The organism is Streptomyces sp. WG7, from assembly GCF_049975785.1.
Taxonomy (GTDB): Bacteria; Actinomycetota; Actinomycetes; order Streptomycetales; family Streptomycetaceae; genus Streptomyces.
In genome coordinates this window covers 127280-143551 of the sequence record NZ_JBNGGE010000005.1, presented here as the reverse complement: position 1 = coordinate 143551, position 16272 = coordinate 127280, and the positions used below count along the sequence as shown (strand labels likewise).

The window sequence follows — 16272 nt, the reverse complement described above, 5'->3', positions numbered from 1 at the left end:
AGACGACAGTCAGGAACCCGACACGTGCGCGGTGAAAGCCGCCCAGGCGCCGGGGGCAACGGCGAACGAGTCGCGGCCGAGATCCTTGGAGTCCCGCACGTGGACCGCTTCGGCGTCCAGCGCGACCTCGATGCAGTTGTCGCCACCGCTGCCGCTGTAGCTGCTCTTGACCCAGTCAAGTTCGGTGCTCATAGCGCTCCTCGAATCTGCTTCAGCAGGCCGACTGTGGCCTCGTGGCTCAGCGCCTGTGAGCGCATCTTGCCATAGCGCTGAAGCATGGCACTGACCACTTTCGGGTCGGCCATGAGAGTACTGCCGTCGTGACCTTCGACGTACCCGAACCAGCTGTTGGACGAGGTCTCGGCGAGGTACATCTGGCCGTCGATGCCCGAGTGGTCATGCTGCTTGAGTGCCATGACGAGGATTTCTACGTTGCGTCGACGGCCTTGCGTCAGCAGGTTGTCAATGAGGGCGGAAGTCACCTGAGGCCCTCCCAACTGGCGCTCCAGGACAGCTTGCTCGACAAGGAACGAGAACGAGGTGTTGGGCCGCGCGGCCAAGAGCTCCTGTCGTTCGAGGCGTGCAGCAACCTGCTGTTCGAACTGCTGCTCCGACAAGGGCGGCAGCCGTCGATCGAAGACGGCCCGGATGTATCCCTCGGTCTGCAACAACCCCGGAACCCCCCGGCACTCATACGCGTACAGCGTGATCGCCTCTTCCTCGATCCCCGCCCACTGCAGGAACCAGGACGCCAGCCCCGCCTTCCTCCGCAGGCTCTTCGCCGCTGCCGCGAGGACCTTGCCCGCGACGGGCCCCAGCGCCTCCTCCGCCCTCCCGGGCAGTGCCTCCGGCGGGAACCGCTTGCCCTGCTCGATCTTCGCGACGTACGCCGCCGAATACCGCACCCTGGCCGCGAACACCTCCTGCGTGAGCCCTCCCGCCTCCCGCAGCGCCTTCAAGACGGCCCCGAACGTCTTGAGACTGTCCGACAGTTCGGGTTCACCACACGCCGCCGTACCGCTGCCGTCCTGGTCCGCCGTCATCGCCGCCCCGCTTTCCGTGCTCTGTGCCTTGCGCCCCGTACGTCGCGTCGGCCAACCTGCCCATGATTACGGTGCGTCACCCACCCAGTCCAGTGCGTGAACAAGTACAGATCGATCTGTATGGGTGCCGTTCCTGTCGGCACGGCGGGCGCGGCCGGAAGGCTGGGCTCATGACGACATCGCAGGTCGGACCACCCCTGGCCGTCCAAGAGTCCACGCACACCTTCCCCTCCACCCGCCTCGGCGCGAGCCTCGCCCGCCGGGCCGCCGTGGCCCGGCTCGACGACTGGGGCGTCCCGCCCGGCAGCCCGCTCTCCGACACCGTTGCCCTCCTCGTCGCCGAGCTCGCGGCCAACGCAGCCCGCCACGGCCGCGTACCGGGACGGAACTTCGAGCTTCGCCTCCTCCACCAGCAGGCGCGTACGACCGTGGTCGTACGTGTGGAGGTGTCCGACACGCACCCGCGACGGCCCGACCCCACGACGGTCACCATGGCCGACCCGGACGCCGACGGCGGGCGGGGACTCGCCCTCGTGGCGGCCGTCGCCGACGACTGGGGCGTCGAGGACCGCACCGGCCCCGGCAAGACCGTATGGGCGCAGACCGGGTCGGCCGAGCCGCAGCAGGAGGAACGGGAGAGCCGGACAGAATCTGGCCCTCCTGGTGTCAGTGCCGCCCATTACGATTGATCGGGCAGCTCATCTGATCGAGCTGAAGGACCGGCCGGGCGAGGAGCATCACAGACACATGGCGTTCATGAGCAGGAACACCCCCCGTCCCGAGGACCGGCCCCTCCTGCGCGAGCTGATCCGCATCCCGGAGCGCGTGTCGACGTCCGACTTCGTGCTGAAGCTCGGCGAGGCCGTCACCGCTGGGGGCGCCGAGGCCGCCCTGCGGGACTACGTCGTCACCGACCGCCTGCGCGGCAACTTCGACGAGGCCCTCGACCTGATCAAGTCGGCGCTCGACAGCCACTCCTCCAAGGCTGCCTATCTGCACGGCTCGTTCGGTTCGGGTAAGTCGCACTTCATGGCGGTGCTCTACGCCCTGCTCTCCGGCCACCAGGCCGCCCGCTCCAAGACGGGCCTCGACCCCGTGCGCGCCCACCACTCCTGGCTGGACGCGGGAGATCGCAAGTTCCTTCTCGTCCCGTACCACATGCTCGGTGCCAAGTCCCTTGAGCAGCGCATTCTGGGGAAGTACGTGGAGCACGTACGCAAGGTGCACCCTGACTGCGATCTGCCGCAGGTCTATCTGACCGATGGCCTCTTCGAGGACTTCGCCGCACATCGCCGTGGCAGCGGCGACGACCGTGTGATCGCGCAGCTCGCCGAGGCGGACAGCGGTGAGGGCGACGCGTGGGGCGAGGCGTTCGCCTGGACCACCGAACTGCTCGACCAGGCCGTCGCCGCGCAGGAGGAGCACGAGAACACCAAGGGCTTCGATCTGGACAACCCGACCACCCCGCAGGAGCTGCGGGCCCGGCTCGTCCAGGACCTGACCAAGACCCTCTTCCCGTCCTTCGCCCGAGGCGCCTCGGAGAACGCCGACGGTTTCGTCTCCCTGGACAAGGGCCTCGGCATCATCGCCGCGCACGCCAAGTCGCTCGGCTACGACGGCCTCGTCCTCTTCATGGACGAGCTGATCCTGTGGCTGGCCACCCTCATCCACGACCCGAAGGTTCTCGGCCGCGAGGCCGGCAAGGTCACCAACTTCGTGGAGGGCGCTGACGAGCGCCGCGCCATCCCCGTCGTCTCGTTCATCGCCCGTCAGCGTGACCTGCGCGAGCTGGTCGGCGAGGAGATGGCCGGCGCCGCCGAAATCGCCGTGCAGGACACGCTGAAGCTCAACGGCGGCCGGTACGACTCGATCGTCCTTGAGGACCGCAACCTGCCGACGATCGCACGGGCCCGTCTGCTGGATCCCGTCGACGACGAGGCCGAGGCCAAGGTCGCGGCAGCCTTCGACGAGGCCAAGAAGCTCGGTCCGGACGTCTGGCAGACCCTGCTGGGCCACAAGGACTCCACCACCGGCGCGGACGAGGACGCCTTCCGGCGCACGTACCCCTTCCCGCCGGCCTTCATGGACACCCTGGTGCACATCTCCGGGGCACTGCAGCGCTCCCGCACCGGCCTCAAGCTGATGAGCCAGCTGTTGGTCGACCACCGGGACGACTGGCGGCTCGGCCAGCTCGTACCGCTCGGCGATCTGTACCCGGCGATCGTCGGCGGCGGCGACAAGGCGTTCAGCGGCGAGACCAGCGTCCACTTCGAGGCGGCGGACAAGCTGTACCGCGAGAAGCTGCGCCCGTACCTGCTGAAGACCAACCAGGTCACCGAGGACGACGTGGAGACGTACCGACGCCGTCCGGAAACGATCGGCGACCCGCAGCTGAAGGCCCGTTGCCGGGACTTCACCGGTGACAGCCGACTGGTCCAGACGCTGCTCCTCTCCGCACTCGCGCCGAGCGTCCCCGCCCTGTCCGACCTGACCCTGGCCCGGCTCAACGCGCTCAACCACGGGTCCATCACCACCCGGATCGCCGGAACCGAGATCGGCCGCCTGGAGCAGAAGGCGAAGGAATGGGCGGCGACCTTCCCCGAGATCAAGGTCGCCGGCACCGGCCCCGGCGCGGTCGTCCGCCTCGAACTGACCGGTGTCGACCTCGACGCGGTGCTCGCCAACGCCCAGGTCCACAACAACCTGGGCAACCGCCGCACCAAGATGCGCACCCTGCTCAAGGAGGCGCTCGGCGTCACCGACGGGACCGGCGGGTTCGACCCGTACGACACCCTCGACCTGGTGTGGAAGGGCACCGAGCGGCAGGTCGAGGTGGTCTTCGGGAACGTCGCCGACGTCGACTCGCTGTCGGATGCGGCGCTGCGGCCCAGCCAGGAGGACGCCTGGCGGCTCGTCGTCGACTTCCCGTACGACGAGGGCGAGTTCGGGCCGATGGACGACCTTCAGCGGCTGCGCACGCTGCGGGAGAAGACGGGCGGCGACTCGCGGACCCTGGCCTGGCTGCCCACTCATCTCACCGACGCGACCCGCGGCGACTTCGAGCGTCTCGTCGTCATCGACAAGGCACTGTCCGACGAGGCCCGCTTCGACTCCGAATTCGCGCGCAGTCTGGGCGCCGACGACAAGGCCCGCGCCAAGGGCATGCTGCAGTCGCAGCGGGAAGTCCTCACCGAGCGGGTCCTGGGCGCGCTGAAGCAGGCGTACGGACTCGCGCAGAAGCAGGAAGGCGTCGTCGACCTCGGCTTCGGCAACCACCTGGAGGCCCAGCAGCAGGTGGCGGACCTGCAGCTGCCGATCGGCGCGCAGATGGACGATGCCGCACGTCAGCTCTCCGGGAAGCTGCTCGCCCACCAGTTCCCCGCCCACCCCGACCTGGACCCGGAGGGCACCGGGAAGCCGCTGCGGGCCGCCGAGATCAAGACCGTCTTCGAGTACGTGCGCAAGGCCGCGGAGGACCGTGACGGGCAGGTGGAGGTCGAGGCCAAGGACCGCAAGGTCATGGCACGGATCGCGGGCGGCCTCAAGCTGGGTGTGATGCAGGAGGCTTACTACCGGCAGTCCACCGCCTGGCTCGACCACTTCAACGCCCAGGCCCGCCGGGACGGGGTCGCCGAGCCGACCCTGGTCAGGCTCGCCGACTGGACCGACCAGCCCGACCCGCGCGGCCTGCCCGACCCGCTGCGTCGGCTGCTCGCCGCCGCGTACGCGGAAATGTCCGACCGCGTGTGGGTGCGCGGCGGAGTCGCGGTCGAACCGGCACCGCTACCGAGCGACCTGAAGCGTGACTACGCACTGCGGGAGCAGCCGCTGCCCACCGAGGCGGACTGGGCGGAGGCACGCAAGCGATACGAGACGGTGTTCGGCACGCCCGCACCGCAGCTGCGGCGCGGGCGGATCGTGAACCAGTTCGCCGGGCAGATCCGCAAGGCCGCAAACGCGTTCGCGCCCGATGCGGGACGACTCGTCACGGAGCTGGAGAAGCACCGGAGATTCCTGCACCTGGACGACGCCTCACCCCGCCTCGTGCTCGCCCGGCGGGCCCAGGAGCTGGTGGACGCGCTGCGCGAGGAGAACCTCGGCGCCAAGGCCGTGGTGGACCGGCTGGCCGGCTTCGACCTCGGCGGGTTCACCGCACACCGGTACGGCATGTCGCTGACCCATGCCGGGACCGTGGCCGATGCGCTGCAGAACACCAGCTGGGGTGAACAGCTGGAGCTGGCCGACACGCTCGGCCGGGACGGTGCGGCGATCCTGGAGCGGGTGCGCGACGCCGCGGCCGGCGACCCCGGCGACTACCCCGACCTGCCGGCCGTACTGAAGAAGGGCAGCCGGGACGTGATGGCGCTGCTGCGGTCCCGGCAGAGTCCGCCGCCGGCCCCGCAGCAGCCCGCCGCCCCGGCACCCAGCGCCGGCACGGTGCCCCTGGACGGCGGCTCCGCCCATCCGCAGGTGCTGCCGACTCCGCCGCCCGCGCCGCGTGATCCGGCCCGCCCGGTGGCCCGCTCCGGCGGCGGCCGGACGACGGCCGCCCGGGCGGCCGCGGAGCTGCAGGCCGAGATCGCGGCACTCGCCGCGGCACGCCCCGACGCCACCGTCGAGGTCACCTGGAAGGTCGTCGACTGATGTCCGGCACGATCACCACCGCGCCCGCCGCCGGGCCGGGACCCTCCGCCGCAGGTCCCGCCCGCCTTTCGGTGAGCACGGTCCGCCAGTTCGTCGCCGCGCGCAGCAAGCTCTGCGACGGCGCGGTCCGCGTCATGCTGCTGCGGGCCGCCCCGCAGTGGGACGGGGCCGCCGAGCAGCCGACGGTGGGCGGGACGCGGGTGCGGGTGGCTGTCGCGCCGTCCGTCCTCGCGGTGCACGAGCAGATCCTGGACCACCTGGAGGCGCGGGTGCCGCCGGAGCCGCGCGTCCTCGTCGTCCTCACCGACCGGGAGAACACCGAGCTCGACCCCGGTCTGCTCGCCCGTGTCTACAGCCGCCGCATCAGGTCCGTCGACAACTGGGAGGTGGTGCAGGAGGCATTCGGCGCGAGCGGCCTCGACACCCGTCTGCGCGGCGAGACCTGGGCGGCCGAGGCGCTCCTGGACGCGGCGGGCACCCGGGGCTGGCGCTCGATCGGCAGGGGCGTGCTCTCCCGCGACGAGGCCCTCACCCGGCTGACCCGTCGTCGGCTCCGCCTCGACGACGACAGCGACGACACACTCGCGGTACGCGTCCCGCCAGGCGAAGCGGACCGGGTCGACCCCGTCGCCCTGTTCCGGTGGACCCTCACCCCCGGTGGCCCGGACCTCCTGCGCGAGCTGCGCGGACCGGAAAAGGCCGGCCTCGCCCGCTTCCTCGCCGCACCCGAACAGGGCGGCTCCGCGGGCAGGGTGATCACCGCCCTGGTCGATGCCGACCACGGCCCCGACGCGGCTGCGTACGCGGTGGTCTGCGCCACCCTGTGGGGACACGCAGAGGCCGACCACGACCTGTACCGCGCACGCGGCCGGGCCGAACGGTGGCTCGGCGAGCAGCCGCCCGCCCAGGGCGACGAACTCGACCGTCTCCTGGCCTCCTTCGCCCGCAGCGGTGAGGCGTACGTACGCGATCTCATCGACCGGGGTGAGCACCGACTCGCCGACCCGGTCCTGACCCGGGCCGCACAGCTGGTCGCCCAGTTCGGGGCGCAGGCAGCCGCCACCGCCAGTCCGCTCCTGCCCGCCGGACTCGACGCCCGGTTCACCGCCGCCGGTCACGCACTGACCGGCGGCTCCACCGAGGTGATCACGGACTCCGTCACCGCGCTCCGCGCGCACGCCCTTGCCACCGGCGACGGCGAGACCCGGGCCCGGATCGAGCGGGTCCGGATGGCCGTACGGCTGCGGCGATGGCTGGCCGGGAACCCGTCGGAAGAGATCGAGTCGGTGACCGACGGGACGGACCGCCAGATCCGCGAACTCGGCTGGGTCGACCGCGCCCTGGAACACCTGGAGGCGGGCGGCGACCCCGACGCCGTACTCGCCGCCGCGTACAACCGGGTCGGCGACCAGGTGCGGCGGACCCGCCGCGCGCTCGACCACGCCTTCAGCGAACGGCTCGCAGCGTGGACGGCAGACGGCAGCTCCCCCGGTTCCCTGCTCACCGTCGAGTCCCTCCTGACGCGAGTCGTCGCGCCGGTCGTCGCCGAGCCGGGGCGCCGGGTCCTGCTGCTGCTCCTGGACGGGATGAGCGCGGCCATAGCGGCCGAGCTGGGGCAGGAACTGCGTCGGCAGTGGGCCGAGTTCGACCCGCTTCCCGGGGCTCACGGCGCACCGGTGCGCCGTGCCGTGGCAGCGGCGCTGCCCACACTCACCGCCGTCTCGCGCACCTCGCTCTTCACCGGAACCCTGAGGAAGGGCGACCAGAACGACGAGAAGCGGCTCTTCCCTCAGCACTCCTGCTGGCAGGGCGCCCCGGCGGCCGTCTTCCACAAGGACGACCTGCGCGGCCCCGACACCGGCTCGCCCTTCTCCACCGCCCTTGACGAGGCCCTCGCCGACGAACGCATGCATGTCGCCGTCGTCCTCAACACCGTCGACGACCGGCTCGGCAAGGAACAGAAGCTCGGGGACGGAGCCTGGCAGGCAGGCGAAGTCAGCGGTCTCGAACCACTGTTGCGGGCCGCGCGTGCGAATGGCATGACCGTGCTCCTGACCTCCGACCACGGCCATGTCGTCGAACGGCGGAGCAGCAGGCTCGACGCACCCGCCGGCACCATCGGTTCGGCCCGTCACCGCGGCCCCGGCGGTCCGGTCGCCCCCTCCGAGATCGCACTGGCCGGGCCGCGAGTGGTCTGGCCGGAGCCCGGCTCACGTATCGTCGCCCTGCGCGACCACGACGCCCGGTACACCGCCCTCAAGGCGGGTTACCACGGCGGCGCGACCCTCTCCGAATTCACCATCCCGCTGCTCGCCCTGCTGCCCTTCGGTGCCGAACCGCCGAAAGCGTGGCGGGAGTTGGGCGATCCGGCTCCGCTGTGGTGGTCCGACGAGACGGGCATCGAGACGGAATCCGGCGCCGAGGCCGTCACCTCGTCCAACGCCGCCGCTCCCGCCGCCACGCCGTCGCGTCCGGGCGCCAAGCAGTCCAAGAAGGCCGCCCCGCCCCTGGCAGAGGGCGTCATCAGTCTCTTCGGTGAGGAGGAACTCACCCCTCTCGCGTCCCAGAAGCCTGGCGACCCCGCACCGAAGACCGAAGCCCCCTCCACCCAGGCCCAGCCACCTGCCGTCGCGCTCGTGGAACGTCTCGTCGCCACCGAGCTGTACGCGGCGCAGCTGGACCTGCTCGCCCGGAAGCCCCGGGAGCCGTCCGTCCTCCCCAAGGCGCTGGTCGCCCTCGTCGAAGCGGGCACCCTGCCCATGACCGCCCTGGCCGAACGCGCGGGCCAGCCCGCCAGCCGCGCCCCCGGCTTCGCCGCGACCTTGGCCCAGCTCCTCAACTACGACGGCGCCCAGATCCTGGAGATCCTCCCGGACAACCGCACCCTGCGCCTGCACCGGGCTCAGCTGATCGAACAGTTCGGACTGCGCACCCCGTGAGTACGACGAACCGGGTCCGTCTGCCGGCACTCCGGCCGTCCGGCCACCTCCCTGATGGGAGACTGTCCGGGTGAACTCGTTCGGATCCTCAACCCCTCCTGCCGGTGCACCCGTCGGCGCCGTACGCCGCCGCGCCGTCGTGGACGCGCTGCGGCGCGGCGCCGTCCCCGAGAGCGGCCTCGACCTGCTCGCCACCGGCCTGGGCCGCTTCGAGCAGGCGGTCGACGAGGAACTGGACACCGTCGCCGCCGGCGGCTCGGTGTTCAAGGCGGTGCGCGGTGAGTACGGCTCCGGCAAGACTTTCTTCACCCGCTGGCTCGGCGAGCGCGCCAAGCGGCGCACCTTCGCCGTGGCCGAGGTACAGGTGTCGGAGACCGAGACCCCGCTGCACAAGCTGGAGACGGTCTACCGGCGGCTCACCGAACGCCTGACCACCGCGAGCTTCCCGCCCAGCGCCCTGCGGCCCGTCGCCGATGCCTGGTTCTACGCCCTTGAGGAGGACGCGCTCGCCGACGGCGCGTCCGAGAGCGAACTGCCGCAGGCCGTGGAGCGGCTGCTCACCGCCCGCCTGGCCGAGGTGTCCCGCCAGGCCCCCGCCTTCGCCACCGCCCTGCGCGGGTACAAGCAGTCCCTGGACGCCGGCGACGAGGCGACCGCCGCCGCGGTGATGGCATGGCTCGGCGGCCAGCCGCACGTCGCCGCTGCCGCCCGGCGCAGCGCGGGCGTCCGCGGCGACCTCGACCACTTCGGCGCCTTCGGCTTCCTCCAAGGCCTGCTGACCATGCTCAAGGACGCGGGGCACGCCGGGCTCGTTCTCGTCCTGGACGAAGTGGAGACACTGCAGCGGGTCCGCTCCGACGCCCGTGACAAGGCCCTCAACGCCCTGCGTCAGCTCATCGACGAGGTTCACTCCGGCCGCTTCCCCGGCCTCTACCTCGTCATCACCGGCACACCCGCCTTCTACGACGGGCAGCAGGGCGTCCAGCGCCTCGCCCCGCTCGCCCAGCGTCTGGCCACCGACTTCACCACCGACCCGCGCTTCGACAACCCGCGCGCGGTGCAGATCCGGCTCCCCGGATTCACCGAGGATTCCTTGACCGGTCTGGGTGCCACCATCCGCGACCTGTACGCGGACGGCGTCTCCTCCCCCGGCTCCGCCGAGCGGATCAAGCGACTCGCCGACGACGCGTACCTTGCGGACCTGGCAAGGGCCGTGGGCGGGGCGCTGGGAGGGAAAGTCGGAGTGGCACCGCGCCTGTACCTGAAGAAACTGGTCGGGGACGTACTCGACCGGATCGATCAGTTCGACGACTTCGATCCGCGTACGCACTACAAACTGACCCTCGGCAGCGGCGATCTCACTGCCACCGAACGCAACCTCGCCGCGCCCCCGGCTGCCGCGTCGGCCGACGACCTCGACCTCGACCTCTGATCTGTTGCCTTCCCCTCCCGTTCCCGGAAGACCAAGCGCAGGGAGCCATACACGTGCAGGACCAGCCGCCCGGTCCCGACCCGCTCGATCGACTCGATCCGGTCGTCCTGCACCACATCGTCAACACTCTCGGATGGCCTGATCTGCGCCCGCTGCAGAAGGCCGCCGTGGAACCACTGATGGACGGCGAGGACGCGATCCTGCTCGCGCCGACCGCGGGCGGGAAGACGGAAGCCGCCACCTTCCCCGTCCTGTCCGCCATGCGGGAGCAGCACTGGACGGGCACCTCTGTCCTCTACCTGGCCCCACTCAAAGCCCTCCTCAACAACCTCGTCCACCGCGTCGACACCTACGCCCAGTGGCTCGGTCGCCGCGCCGCGCTCTGGCACGGCGACACCCAGGAGTCGGTACGCCGCCGTATCCGCACCGAGTCGCCCGACTTCCTGCTCACCACACCCGAGTCGCTCGAAGCGATGCTGATCAGTGTCAAGACCGACCACACGCACATGCTCGGCCGGGTCCGTGCCGTGATCATCGACGAGGTGCACGCTTTCGCGGGTGACGACCGGGGCTGGCACCTACTTGCCGTGCTCGAACGGCTGGAGCGGCTGGCCGGTCACCGGATCCAGCGGATCGGGCTCTCCGCCACCGTCGGCAACCCGGGCGCACTGCTCACATGGCTGCAGGGGGCGCGTCCCGCCGAACGCCCGGGGCGGGTCGTCGCGCCCGGCGTCACCCTGCCGGACACGGCCGGGGACGCCGCGCTACCGAGGCCCGCGGGAGACGTCGAACTCGACTACGTCGGCTCACTCGCCAACGCCGCCAAGGTGATCTCCGCCCTGCACCGCGGCGAGAAGCGTCTGGTCTTCTGCGACTCCCGCAAGCAGGTCGAGGAACTCGGTGCGGCGCTCCGGGCCCGCGACGTCACCGTGTTCCTCTCGCACGCCTCACTTTCCACCGATGAACGGGCCCGCTCCGAGCAGGCGTTCGCCGAGGCGCGCGACTGCGTCATCGTGTCCACCTCCACCCTGGAGCTCGGCATCGACGTCGGCGACCTCGACCGAGTCATCCAGATCGACTCCCCCAGCAGCGTCGCCTCGTTCCTGCAACGGATCGGCCGCACCGGCCGTCGCGCCGACACCTCCCGCAACTGTCTCTTCCTCGCCACCCGCCCCGAGTCGTTGTTGCAGGCCGCAGGGCTGCTCACCCTCTGGGCCCGGGGCTGGGTCGAGCCCGTCACCCCGCCACCATCGCCCCGTCACCTCGTCGCCCAGCAGCTGCTCGCGCTCACCCTGCAGGAGCACCGCATCGGCGACCGGCTCTGGCCGGACCGGTGGAACGGCCTCGCGCCCTTCGACCGGTCGGCCGCCCCGCTCCTGAAGCACCTGATCGACGAGGGCTTCCTGGACAGCGACGACGGCATGCTCTTCATCGGCTCCGAGGCCGAGAAGCACTTCGGCCGCCGCCATTTCATGGAACTCACCGCTTCCTTCACCGCGCCGCCCGAGTTCACCGTCCTCGCCGGGCGCACCGAGATCGGCACCACCGACCCCACCGTGCTCACCGAGGAACGCCCCGGCCCGCGCCGTCTCCTGCTTGCCGGGCGCAGCTGGCAGGTCACGTTCATCGACTGGGCCCGCCGCCGTGCCTTCGTCGAACCCGTAGAGGACGGCGGTGTGGCCAAATGGCAGGGCGGCGAGGCGCGCGGTCTGTCGTTCCCCCTCACCCGCGCCATGCGCGACGTCCTCCTCGGCACCGACCCCGACGTCCGGCTCACCCGCCGCGCCACCGCTGCCCTCGCCGAGCTGCGCACCGATCGCGCCCCCCACGAGGTGCACCCGGCCGGTACTCTCGTGGTCCGCGACGCCGATGCCACACGCTGGTGGACGTGGGCCGGCTACCGCGCCAATGCGACCCTCGCCGCCTCCCTCGGCAACCTCGCCGATCCCGTCCAGCGGCCCTCCGACACCCACCTCCGACTGCGCCAGGACCTCTCCCCCGCCGACTGGAAATCCGCCCGCGCCGAACTCCCGAGCGTCCTCACTCTGCCCACCGTCGACCCGCGCGCCGTCCGCGGCCTGAAGTTCTCGGCTGCCCTCCCGCCGCGCGTGGCCACCGCCACACTGGCCGAACGTCTCGCGGACTTCGACGGGGCACTGACCACGGCGCGAGAGCCGGTCCGGCTCGAATGGGGAATGTGAACTCACCTTCTGGCAGCGTGAGTTCCCCTACCACTCCAGCTCGCTTCGCCTCTCCTCCAGGCATCGCCGCCACGTCCGCCGGGCCTCGGCCGATGGGGTCCGGGTGGCCCGTTCCGCATGGGCGAGTTCGAGCAGGGGGGCCAGCTGCTCCTCCCGGGCGGTGGCGGGCAGCAGGTCGTCGAATGCGTCCCCGTCGTCGTAGGCGGACGGAGGATCGGGTTCACCATCTGCGGTACGGGGGGGCCGACACCCTCTGAGAGCCCCCCCGTGCCCACGTACAACCACGCATGCAAGCCCGACAGAACGAGCGTCGTTTCAGAGTCTGGGCGTCCAGGACGACCCGTCCGCGGAGCAGGCAACAATCTAGGCTCAAGGATCGCCACGCACTCCACGTGCGACGTCATCGGGAACAGGTCAGCCCTGTGAAGCACTGCGAAGTAGCAGGTCAGCGACTCAGCGCACCTGCGGTGTGCGCCGGGGGCGTGGTAAATGCCGTGGCGCGCGCTGGGGATGCTTCTGTCTGCCCCTGACGTGGGCCGGTGCTGGCTCGGGATCGTGGTGGTGTTCGTTCCGGCCGAAACCGATTGCTCTGTGATGCCGGCGAGCTCGCAGGTCAGCGTGGTGCCGAGGGCCGTCCACGGGAACCGTGGAGTGTTGCTGTGAGCACGTGCGTCAGAATTCCTGATTCACCCTGGCCCTCCCGGAACGGCGTACCACTCGGCCTGATGAGGGAGGGACCGGGACGTGGACGTACTGCACGAACGCTGCGCCGGTGTGGACATCAGCAAGAAAGACGCCAAGGCATGTGTGCGCACCCCCAACACGAAGCGACGGGGGTCGTTCACGACCCGGACCACGACCTGGGGATCGACGACCCCACCAGGCCGTGGAGTCTCGTCGCTCCCTCGGCGCGGAATTCGGCGACCTCCTGGAAGACCCGTCGCCTGATCAGCTCCCGGGCGCTCACCCGTTCACCTTCCATGTCCAGCACCAGCGCCGTTTCCCGGCTTCCTGACGTGGTCTCATCCGTACATGTCACTCGCATGATCGGTGCCGGGAGAAACGGCGCTCCTCGAAGCCCGTTCCTCCCTTTCCTTCCCCTCCGCGCGTTCGCGGGAATTTCCTCGCGCCGGACTACCGCCGGGCGGACCGGCGTTGACGGGAAGAAACCTTGCACAGCGGTCCGACATCGGGCCCGGCGGGACGGCGTCCATTCCTGTGCGACACCGTCGCGTCGTGAAGAACGTCAGCCTTCGCGGCCCGGGAGCATGGACAGAGCCTTGGCGCGCTGTGCGACGAGGTCGTCGTAGGTGCCGTCGCGTTCGGCCCAGCGGTGCATGAGGACGCCCTTCACGAGGATTTCGTGAGGGGTGGGGTCGGCCGAGAGCAGCTCCATGACCTCGGTGGCGAAGTCGTCGAGCGGCAGGGCGTGCGGGTTGACCTTCTCCTGGTCCGCCGTGGCGACGGCCGGGGGGACGAGTTCGACGACGCCGACGCCGGTGCCGTCGAGCTGGGCGCGCAGTGCCTCGGAGTAGGCGTGCACGGCGGCCTTGGAGGCGGCATAGCTGGGCATGGGCGGGAACGGCAGGAAGGCGATGCCGGAGGTGACGGTCACGAAGGTGCCGGCGCCCCGCCGGACCAGGTGCGGGGTGAAGGCATCGATGACCCGGATGGTGCCGACCAGGTTGGTGTCGATCGTGGTCTCCGCCACCTCGAAGTGCGCGGGGTCGCGCAGGTCCTCCATGAGCATGACGCCGGACATCGTCACCACGGTGTCCAGCTCGGGATACCGGGCGAGCACGGCGTCGCGGGCGGATGCGACGGAGGCGCTGTCGGTGACGTCGATGCCGAACGTGCCGAAGCCCTCCCCTGCGAGTTCCGAGAGCGCCTGGGGGCTGCGGCCGCCGACGGCCACGGTGCTGCCCGCCGCCGCGAACCGCCGGGCCAGCTCCCGCCCGATACCCGAGGTCCCGCCGACGACGAGAACGGTGCGGTTGGAGAGGTCCATGAGATCTTCCCTTCATCCAGGGCGCCGCCCGCGCGCAATCGCGGCGCGGGCGGCGATGTCCCCGTTTCGCTGTGAACAGTGCCACCGCAGTCTTGGCGGCCTGCACCAGGTGTGGCAGAGCCCCCGTCTTCCCTGGTCCTGACAGGGCCCCCGCTGAGACACACGCCTCGCATTACGGTGTCGGCATGAAGGATGAGGAATCCGGCAACCGGCTCGGCAGCTATCTCCGTGCCCGGCGTGAGCTGGTCTCCCCGGCTCAGGCAGGGATCCCGCCCGGCGGCAACCGCCGTGTGCCCGGTCTGCGCCGTGAGGAAGTCGCCCTGCTCGCCGGAATCAGCCCCGACTACTACCTGCGCCTGGAACGGGGACGTGACAGCAACCCCTCGCCTCAGGTCCTCGAATCACTCGCACGCGTCCTGAAACTCGACGACATCGAGCGGACGTATCTGCTCGGCCTCGCGTCGGCCCGCCCCAGGGCGCCTCGCCGCAAGCGACCCGAGCACGTGCCGACGCGGGTGCACGAACTGCTCGCCCACCTTCAGATACCCGCGTTCGTCGAAGGGCGCTCGTTCGACGTCCTGGCCTCCAATCCCATGGCCGTCGCACTCAACCCCCGCCTGCGGCCCGGCCAGAACCGGCTGCGTTCCCTCCTCCTCGACCCCGAGGAACAAGCCTTCCACCAGGACTGGGAGAAAGCGACCGCCGATTTCGTCGCCGCCCTTCGCACCACCATCGGCGACGACACCGACGACCCGCGGTTCGTCGAGCTCGTCGGAGAACTCGCACTCTCCAGTCAGCGGTTCCGTACCCTGTGGGCCCGCCACGACGTCCGCGGTCTCGCCGGAGGCACGACCACGGTCCACCACCCCGTCGTCGGTGAACTGCGCCTCCACCGCGACAAACTCGCCATCGGCGATGTCCTGCTCGTCGTCTACTACCCCGGCAAGGGCGGCGACAGCGACGAGAAACTGCGGCTCCTCGCCGCGCTCTCCCACTCCGAGTCCGCCGACGGGGCACCCGACAGACCGGAGGGCGACCCGCGCGTGAACCTTGACGACCAGGGCCCCCTGGGTGGCGTCGAGGGGCCGGCAGCGGGCGAGGAGGAGACGGTGGACCGCGGGGGCGGCGCCCACGCCTGACCGCCGGCGGTTCGGGCCGGCCCGGCCGAGGGGCCCGACCGGGCCGAACGCCACAGCGTCGCTGGTAGCCGCCGCGCTGTCACGTGCGCCGAGGGTCTACTTCGACTCGACGCGTCCGATCGGTGTGGTGCCGCCGGCGAGCGCCGCGGTGGCCTGCGCCCAGGCCGGATCCCCGGGATAGAGCTCGCTGCGCAGACAAGCCCGGACGAGCGCTCGTACGGCAGCGACACGGTCGGGGTTTTCGTCGGTGGTCTCGGCTGCGCCGAAGGTCGAGATACCGCCCAGCCCATGCTCCGCGTCGAAGATCTCCAGCCGGGGGGGTGCTCGACCTCATCGAGGTCCGCGGCCAGATCTCCGGCGCTTTCGCAGTGCGCGGACCGTGGGTCGCGCAGTCGGCCATCGCGAGCCCGCTGAAGCTCTCGGTGATGGTTCGTGGCCGTTGCCCTCAGCACACCTGCTTCGACCTCTTGTCCGCTCGACCCCCGCCAGCACCCCGCTACTGCCGTCCCAGCCGGTACCGACGGCGGCCACACACCACCGGTAGGACTCACCGCGCACCACGGGCCCCCTGAAGACGTGACGGGTCCGGCACCGGGAAAGACCCTGCAGACTGGGCCCGGGCGGAGAAAGTCCGGGACCAGCAGCTCCCTGCGCCGGGGCATGGCGTCCTCCCCCGGCCTCCTGGCCCCTTGGCTCCCGCGGGAGCCCCTGACACCCAGCCCGGTACGTCACCGAGCGCGCTCACTTCGGGGTGCGCGCCCTCCCGGTAAACGATCTCGGCGTAGAGCGGATCCGACCCGGTGGCGACACACACCATGGCACCGACCGGGAGAACGGGAGCGCGCTCTCCGAAGGTGATGACGGGG

Annotated in this window: 9 protein-coding genes and 1 pseudogene; 7 read left to right on the top strand and 3 right to left on the bottom strand. The window is 70.9% G+C overall.

What is annotated here, in order from left to right; translation table 11 throughout:
• Nucleotides 1-9 precede the first annotated feature (9 nt).
• A complete protein-coding gene (locus tag ACP4J0_RS08035; protein ID WP_018895950.1) occupies nucleotides 10-192 on the bottom strand; it encodes a DUF397 domain-containing protein in 183 nt (60 codons plus the stop codon).
• Complete coding sequence (locus ACP4J0_RS08030; RefSeq protein WP_426597915.1) at nucleotides 189-1043, bottom strand: helix-turn-helix domain-containing protein; 855 nt, start codon at nucleotides 1041-1043, stop codon at nucleotides 189-191. The genes ACP4J0_RS08035 and ACP4J0_RS08030 overlap by 4 nt, the downstream gene beginning before the upstream one ends.
• Before the next feature lie 170 nt (nucleotides 1044-1213).
• Between ACP4J0_RS08030 and ACP4J0_RS08025 the strand changes: the two genes are divergently transcribed.
• The 6 genes and pseudogenes from ACP4J0_RS08025 to ACP4J0_RS08000 all read left to right on the top strand — a co-directional run.
• The gene (locus tag ACP4J0_RS08025) at nucleotides 1214-1732 is read left to right on the top strand and encodes an ATP-binding protein (RefSeq protein WP_426597914.1); all 519 of its coding nucleotides are present in this window, start codon (nucleotides 1214-1216) and stop codon (nucleotides 1730-1732) included.
• Between the two features lie 58 nt (nucleotides 1733-1790).
• Nucleotides 1791-5687 carry a BREX-2 system ATPase PglY gene (gene pglY / locus ACP4J0_RS08020; protein WP_426597913.1) on the top strand — a complete coding sequence of 1299 codons (3897 nt, stop codon included), beginning with the start codon at nucleotides 1791-1793 and terminating at the stop codon, nucleotides 5685-5687.
• Nucleotides 5687-8626: a BREX-2 system phosphatase PglZ gene (gene pglZ, locus ACP4J0_RS08015; protein WP_426597912.1), complete on the top strand. Its 2940-nt coding sequence runs from the start codon at nucleotides 5687-5689 to the stop codon at nucleotides 8624-8626. Before pglY ends, pglZ begins: the two co-directional genes overlap by 1 nt.
• 70 nt (nucleotides 8627-8696) lie before the next feature.
• Nucleotides 8697-10058: a BREX system ATP-binding protein BrxD gene (gene brxD / locus ACP4J0_RS08010; RefSeq protein ID WP_426597911.1), complete on the top strand. Its 1362-nt coding sequence runs from the start codon at nucleotides 8697-8699 to the stop codon at nucleotides 10056-10058.
• Between the two features lie 53 nt (nucleotides 10059-10111).
• Complete coding sequence (locus tag ACP4J0_RS08005) at nucleotides 10112-12259, top strand: DEAD/DEAH box helicase (RefSeq protein WP_426597910.1); 2148 nt, start codon at nucleotides 10112-10114, stop codon at nucleotides 12257-12259.
• A 744-nt stretch (nucleotides 12260-13003) separates the two neighbouring features.
• Nucleotides 13004-13135: pseudogene (locus ACP4J0_RS08000) on the top strand (IS110 family transposase); the annotation flags it as partial.
• A 370-nt stretch (nucleotides 13136-13505) separates the two neighbouring features.
• Here ACP4J0_RS08000 and ACP4J0_RS07995 read toward each other — a convergent pair.
• Nucleotides 13506-14267, bottom strand: a complete 762-nt coding sequence (locus ACP4J0_RS07995; protein WP_426597909.1) for an SDR family oxidoreductase — start codon at nucleotides 14265-14267, stop codon at nucleotides 13506-13508.
• Nucleotides 14268-14452: 185 nt separating this feature from the next.
• Between ACP4J0_RS07995 and ACP4J0_RS07990 the strand changes: the two genes are divergently transcribed.
• Nucleotides 14453-15406, top strand: a complete 954-nt coding sequence (locus tag ACP4J0_RS07990; RefSeq protein ID WP_426597908.1) for a helix-turn-helix transcriptional regulator — start codon at nucleotides 14453-14455, stop codon at nucleotides 15404-15406.
• Nucleotides 15407-16272: the final 866 nt, after the last annotated feature.

What these genes read in the sequence shown, in the direction of transcription:
- ACP4J0_RS08035 (WP_018895950.1), bottom strand. Translation starts at nt 192, where the DNA reads ATGAGCACCGAACTTGACTGGGTCAAGAGCAGCTACAGCGGCAGCGGT.
- ACP4J0_RS08030 (WP_426597915.1), bottom strand. Translation starts at nt 1,043, where the DNA reads ATGACGGCGGACCAGGACGGCAGCGGTACGGCGGCGTGTGGTGAACCC.
- ACP4J0_RS08025 (WP_426597914.1), top strand. Translation starts at nt 1,214, where the DNA reads ATGACGACATCGCAGGTCGGACCACCCCTGGCCGTCCAAGAGTCCACG.
- pglY (WP_426597913.1), top strand. Translation starts at nt 1,791, where the DNA reads ATGGCGTTCATGAGCAGGAACACCCCCCGTCCCGAGGACCGGCCCCTC.
- pglZ (WP_426597912.1), top strand. Translation starts at nt 5,687, where the DNA reads ATGTCCGGCACGATCACCACCGCGCCCGCCGCCGGGCCGGGACCCTCC.
- ACP4J0_RS07995 (WP_426597909.1), bottom strand. Translation starts at nt 14,267, where the DNA reads ATGGACCTCTCCAACCGCACCGTTCTCGTCGTCGGCGGGACCTCGGGT.
- ACP4J0_RS07990 (WP_426597908.1), top strand. Translation starts at nt 14,453, where the DNA reads ATGAAGGATGAGGAATCCGGCAACCGGCTCGGCAGCTATCTCCGTGCC.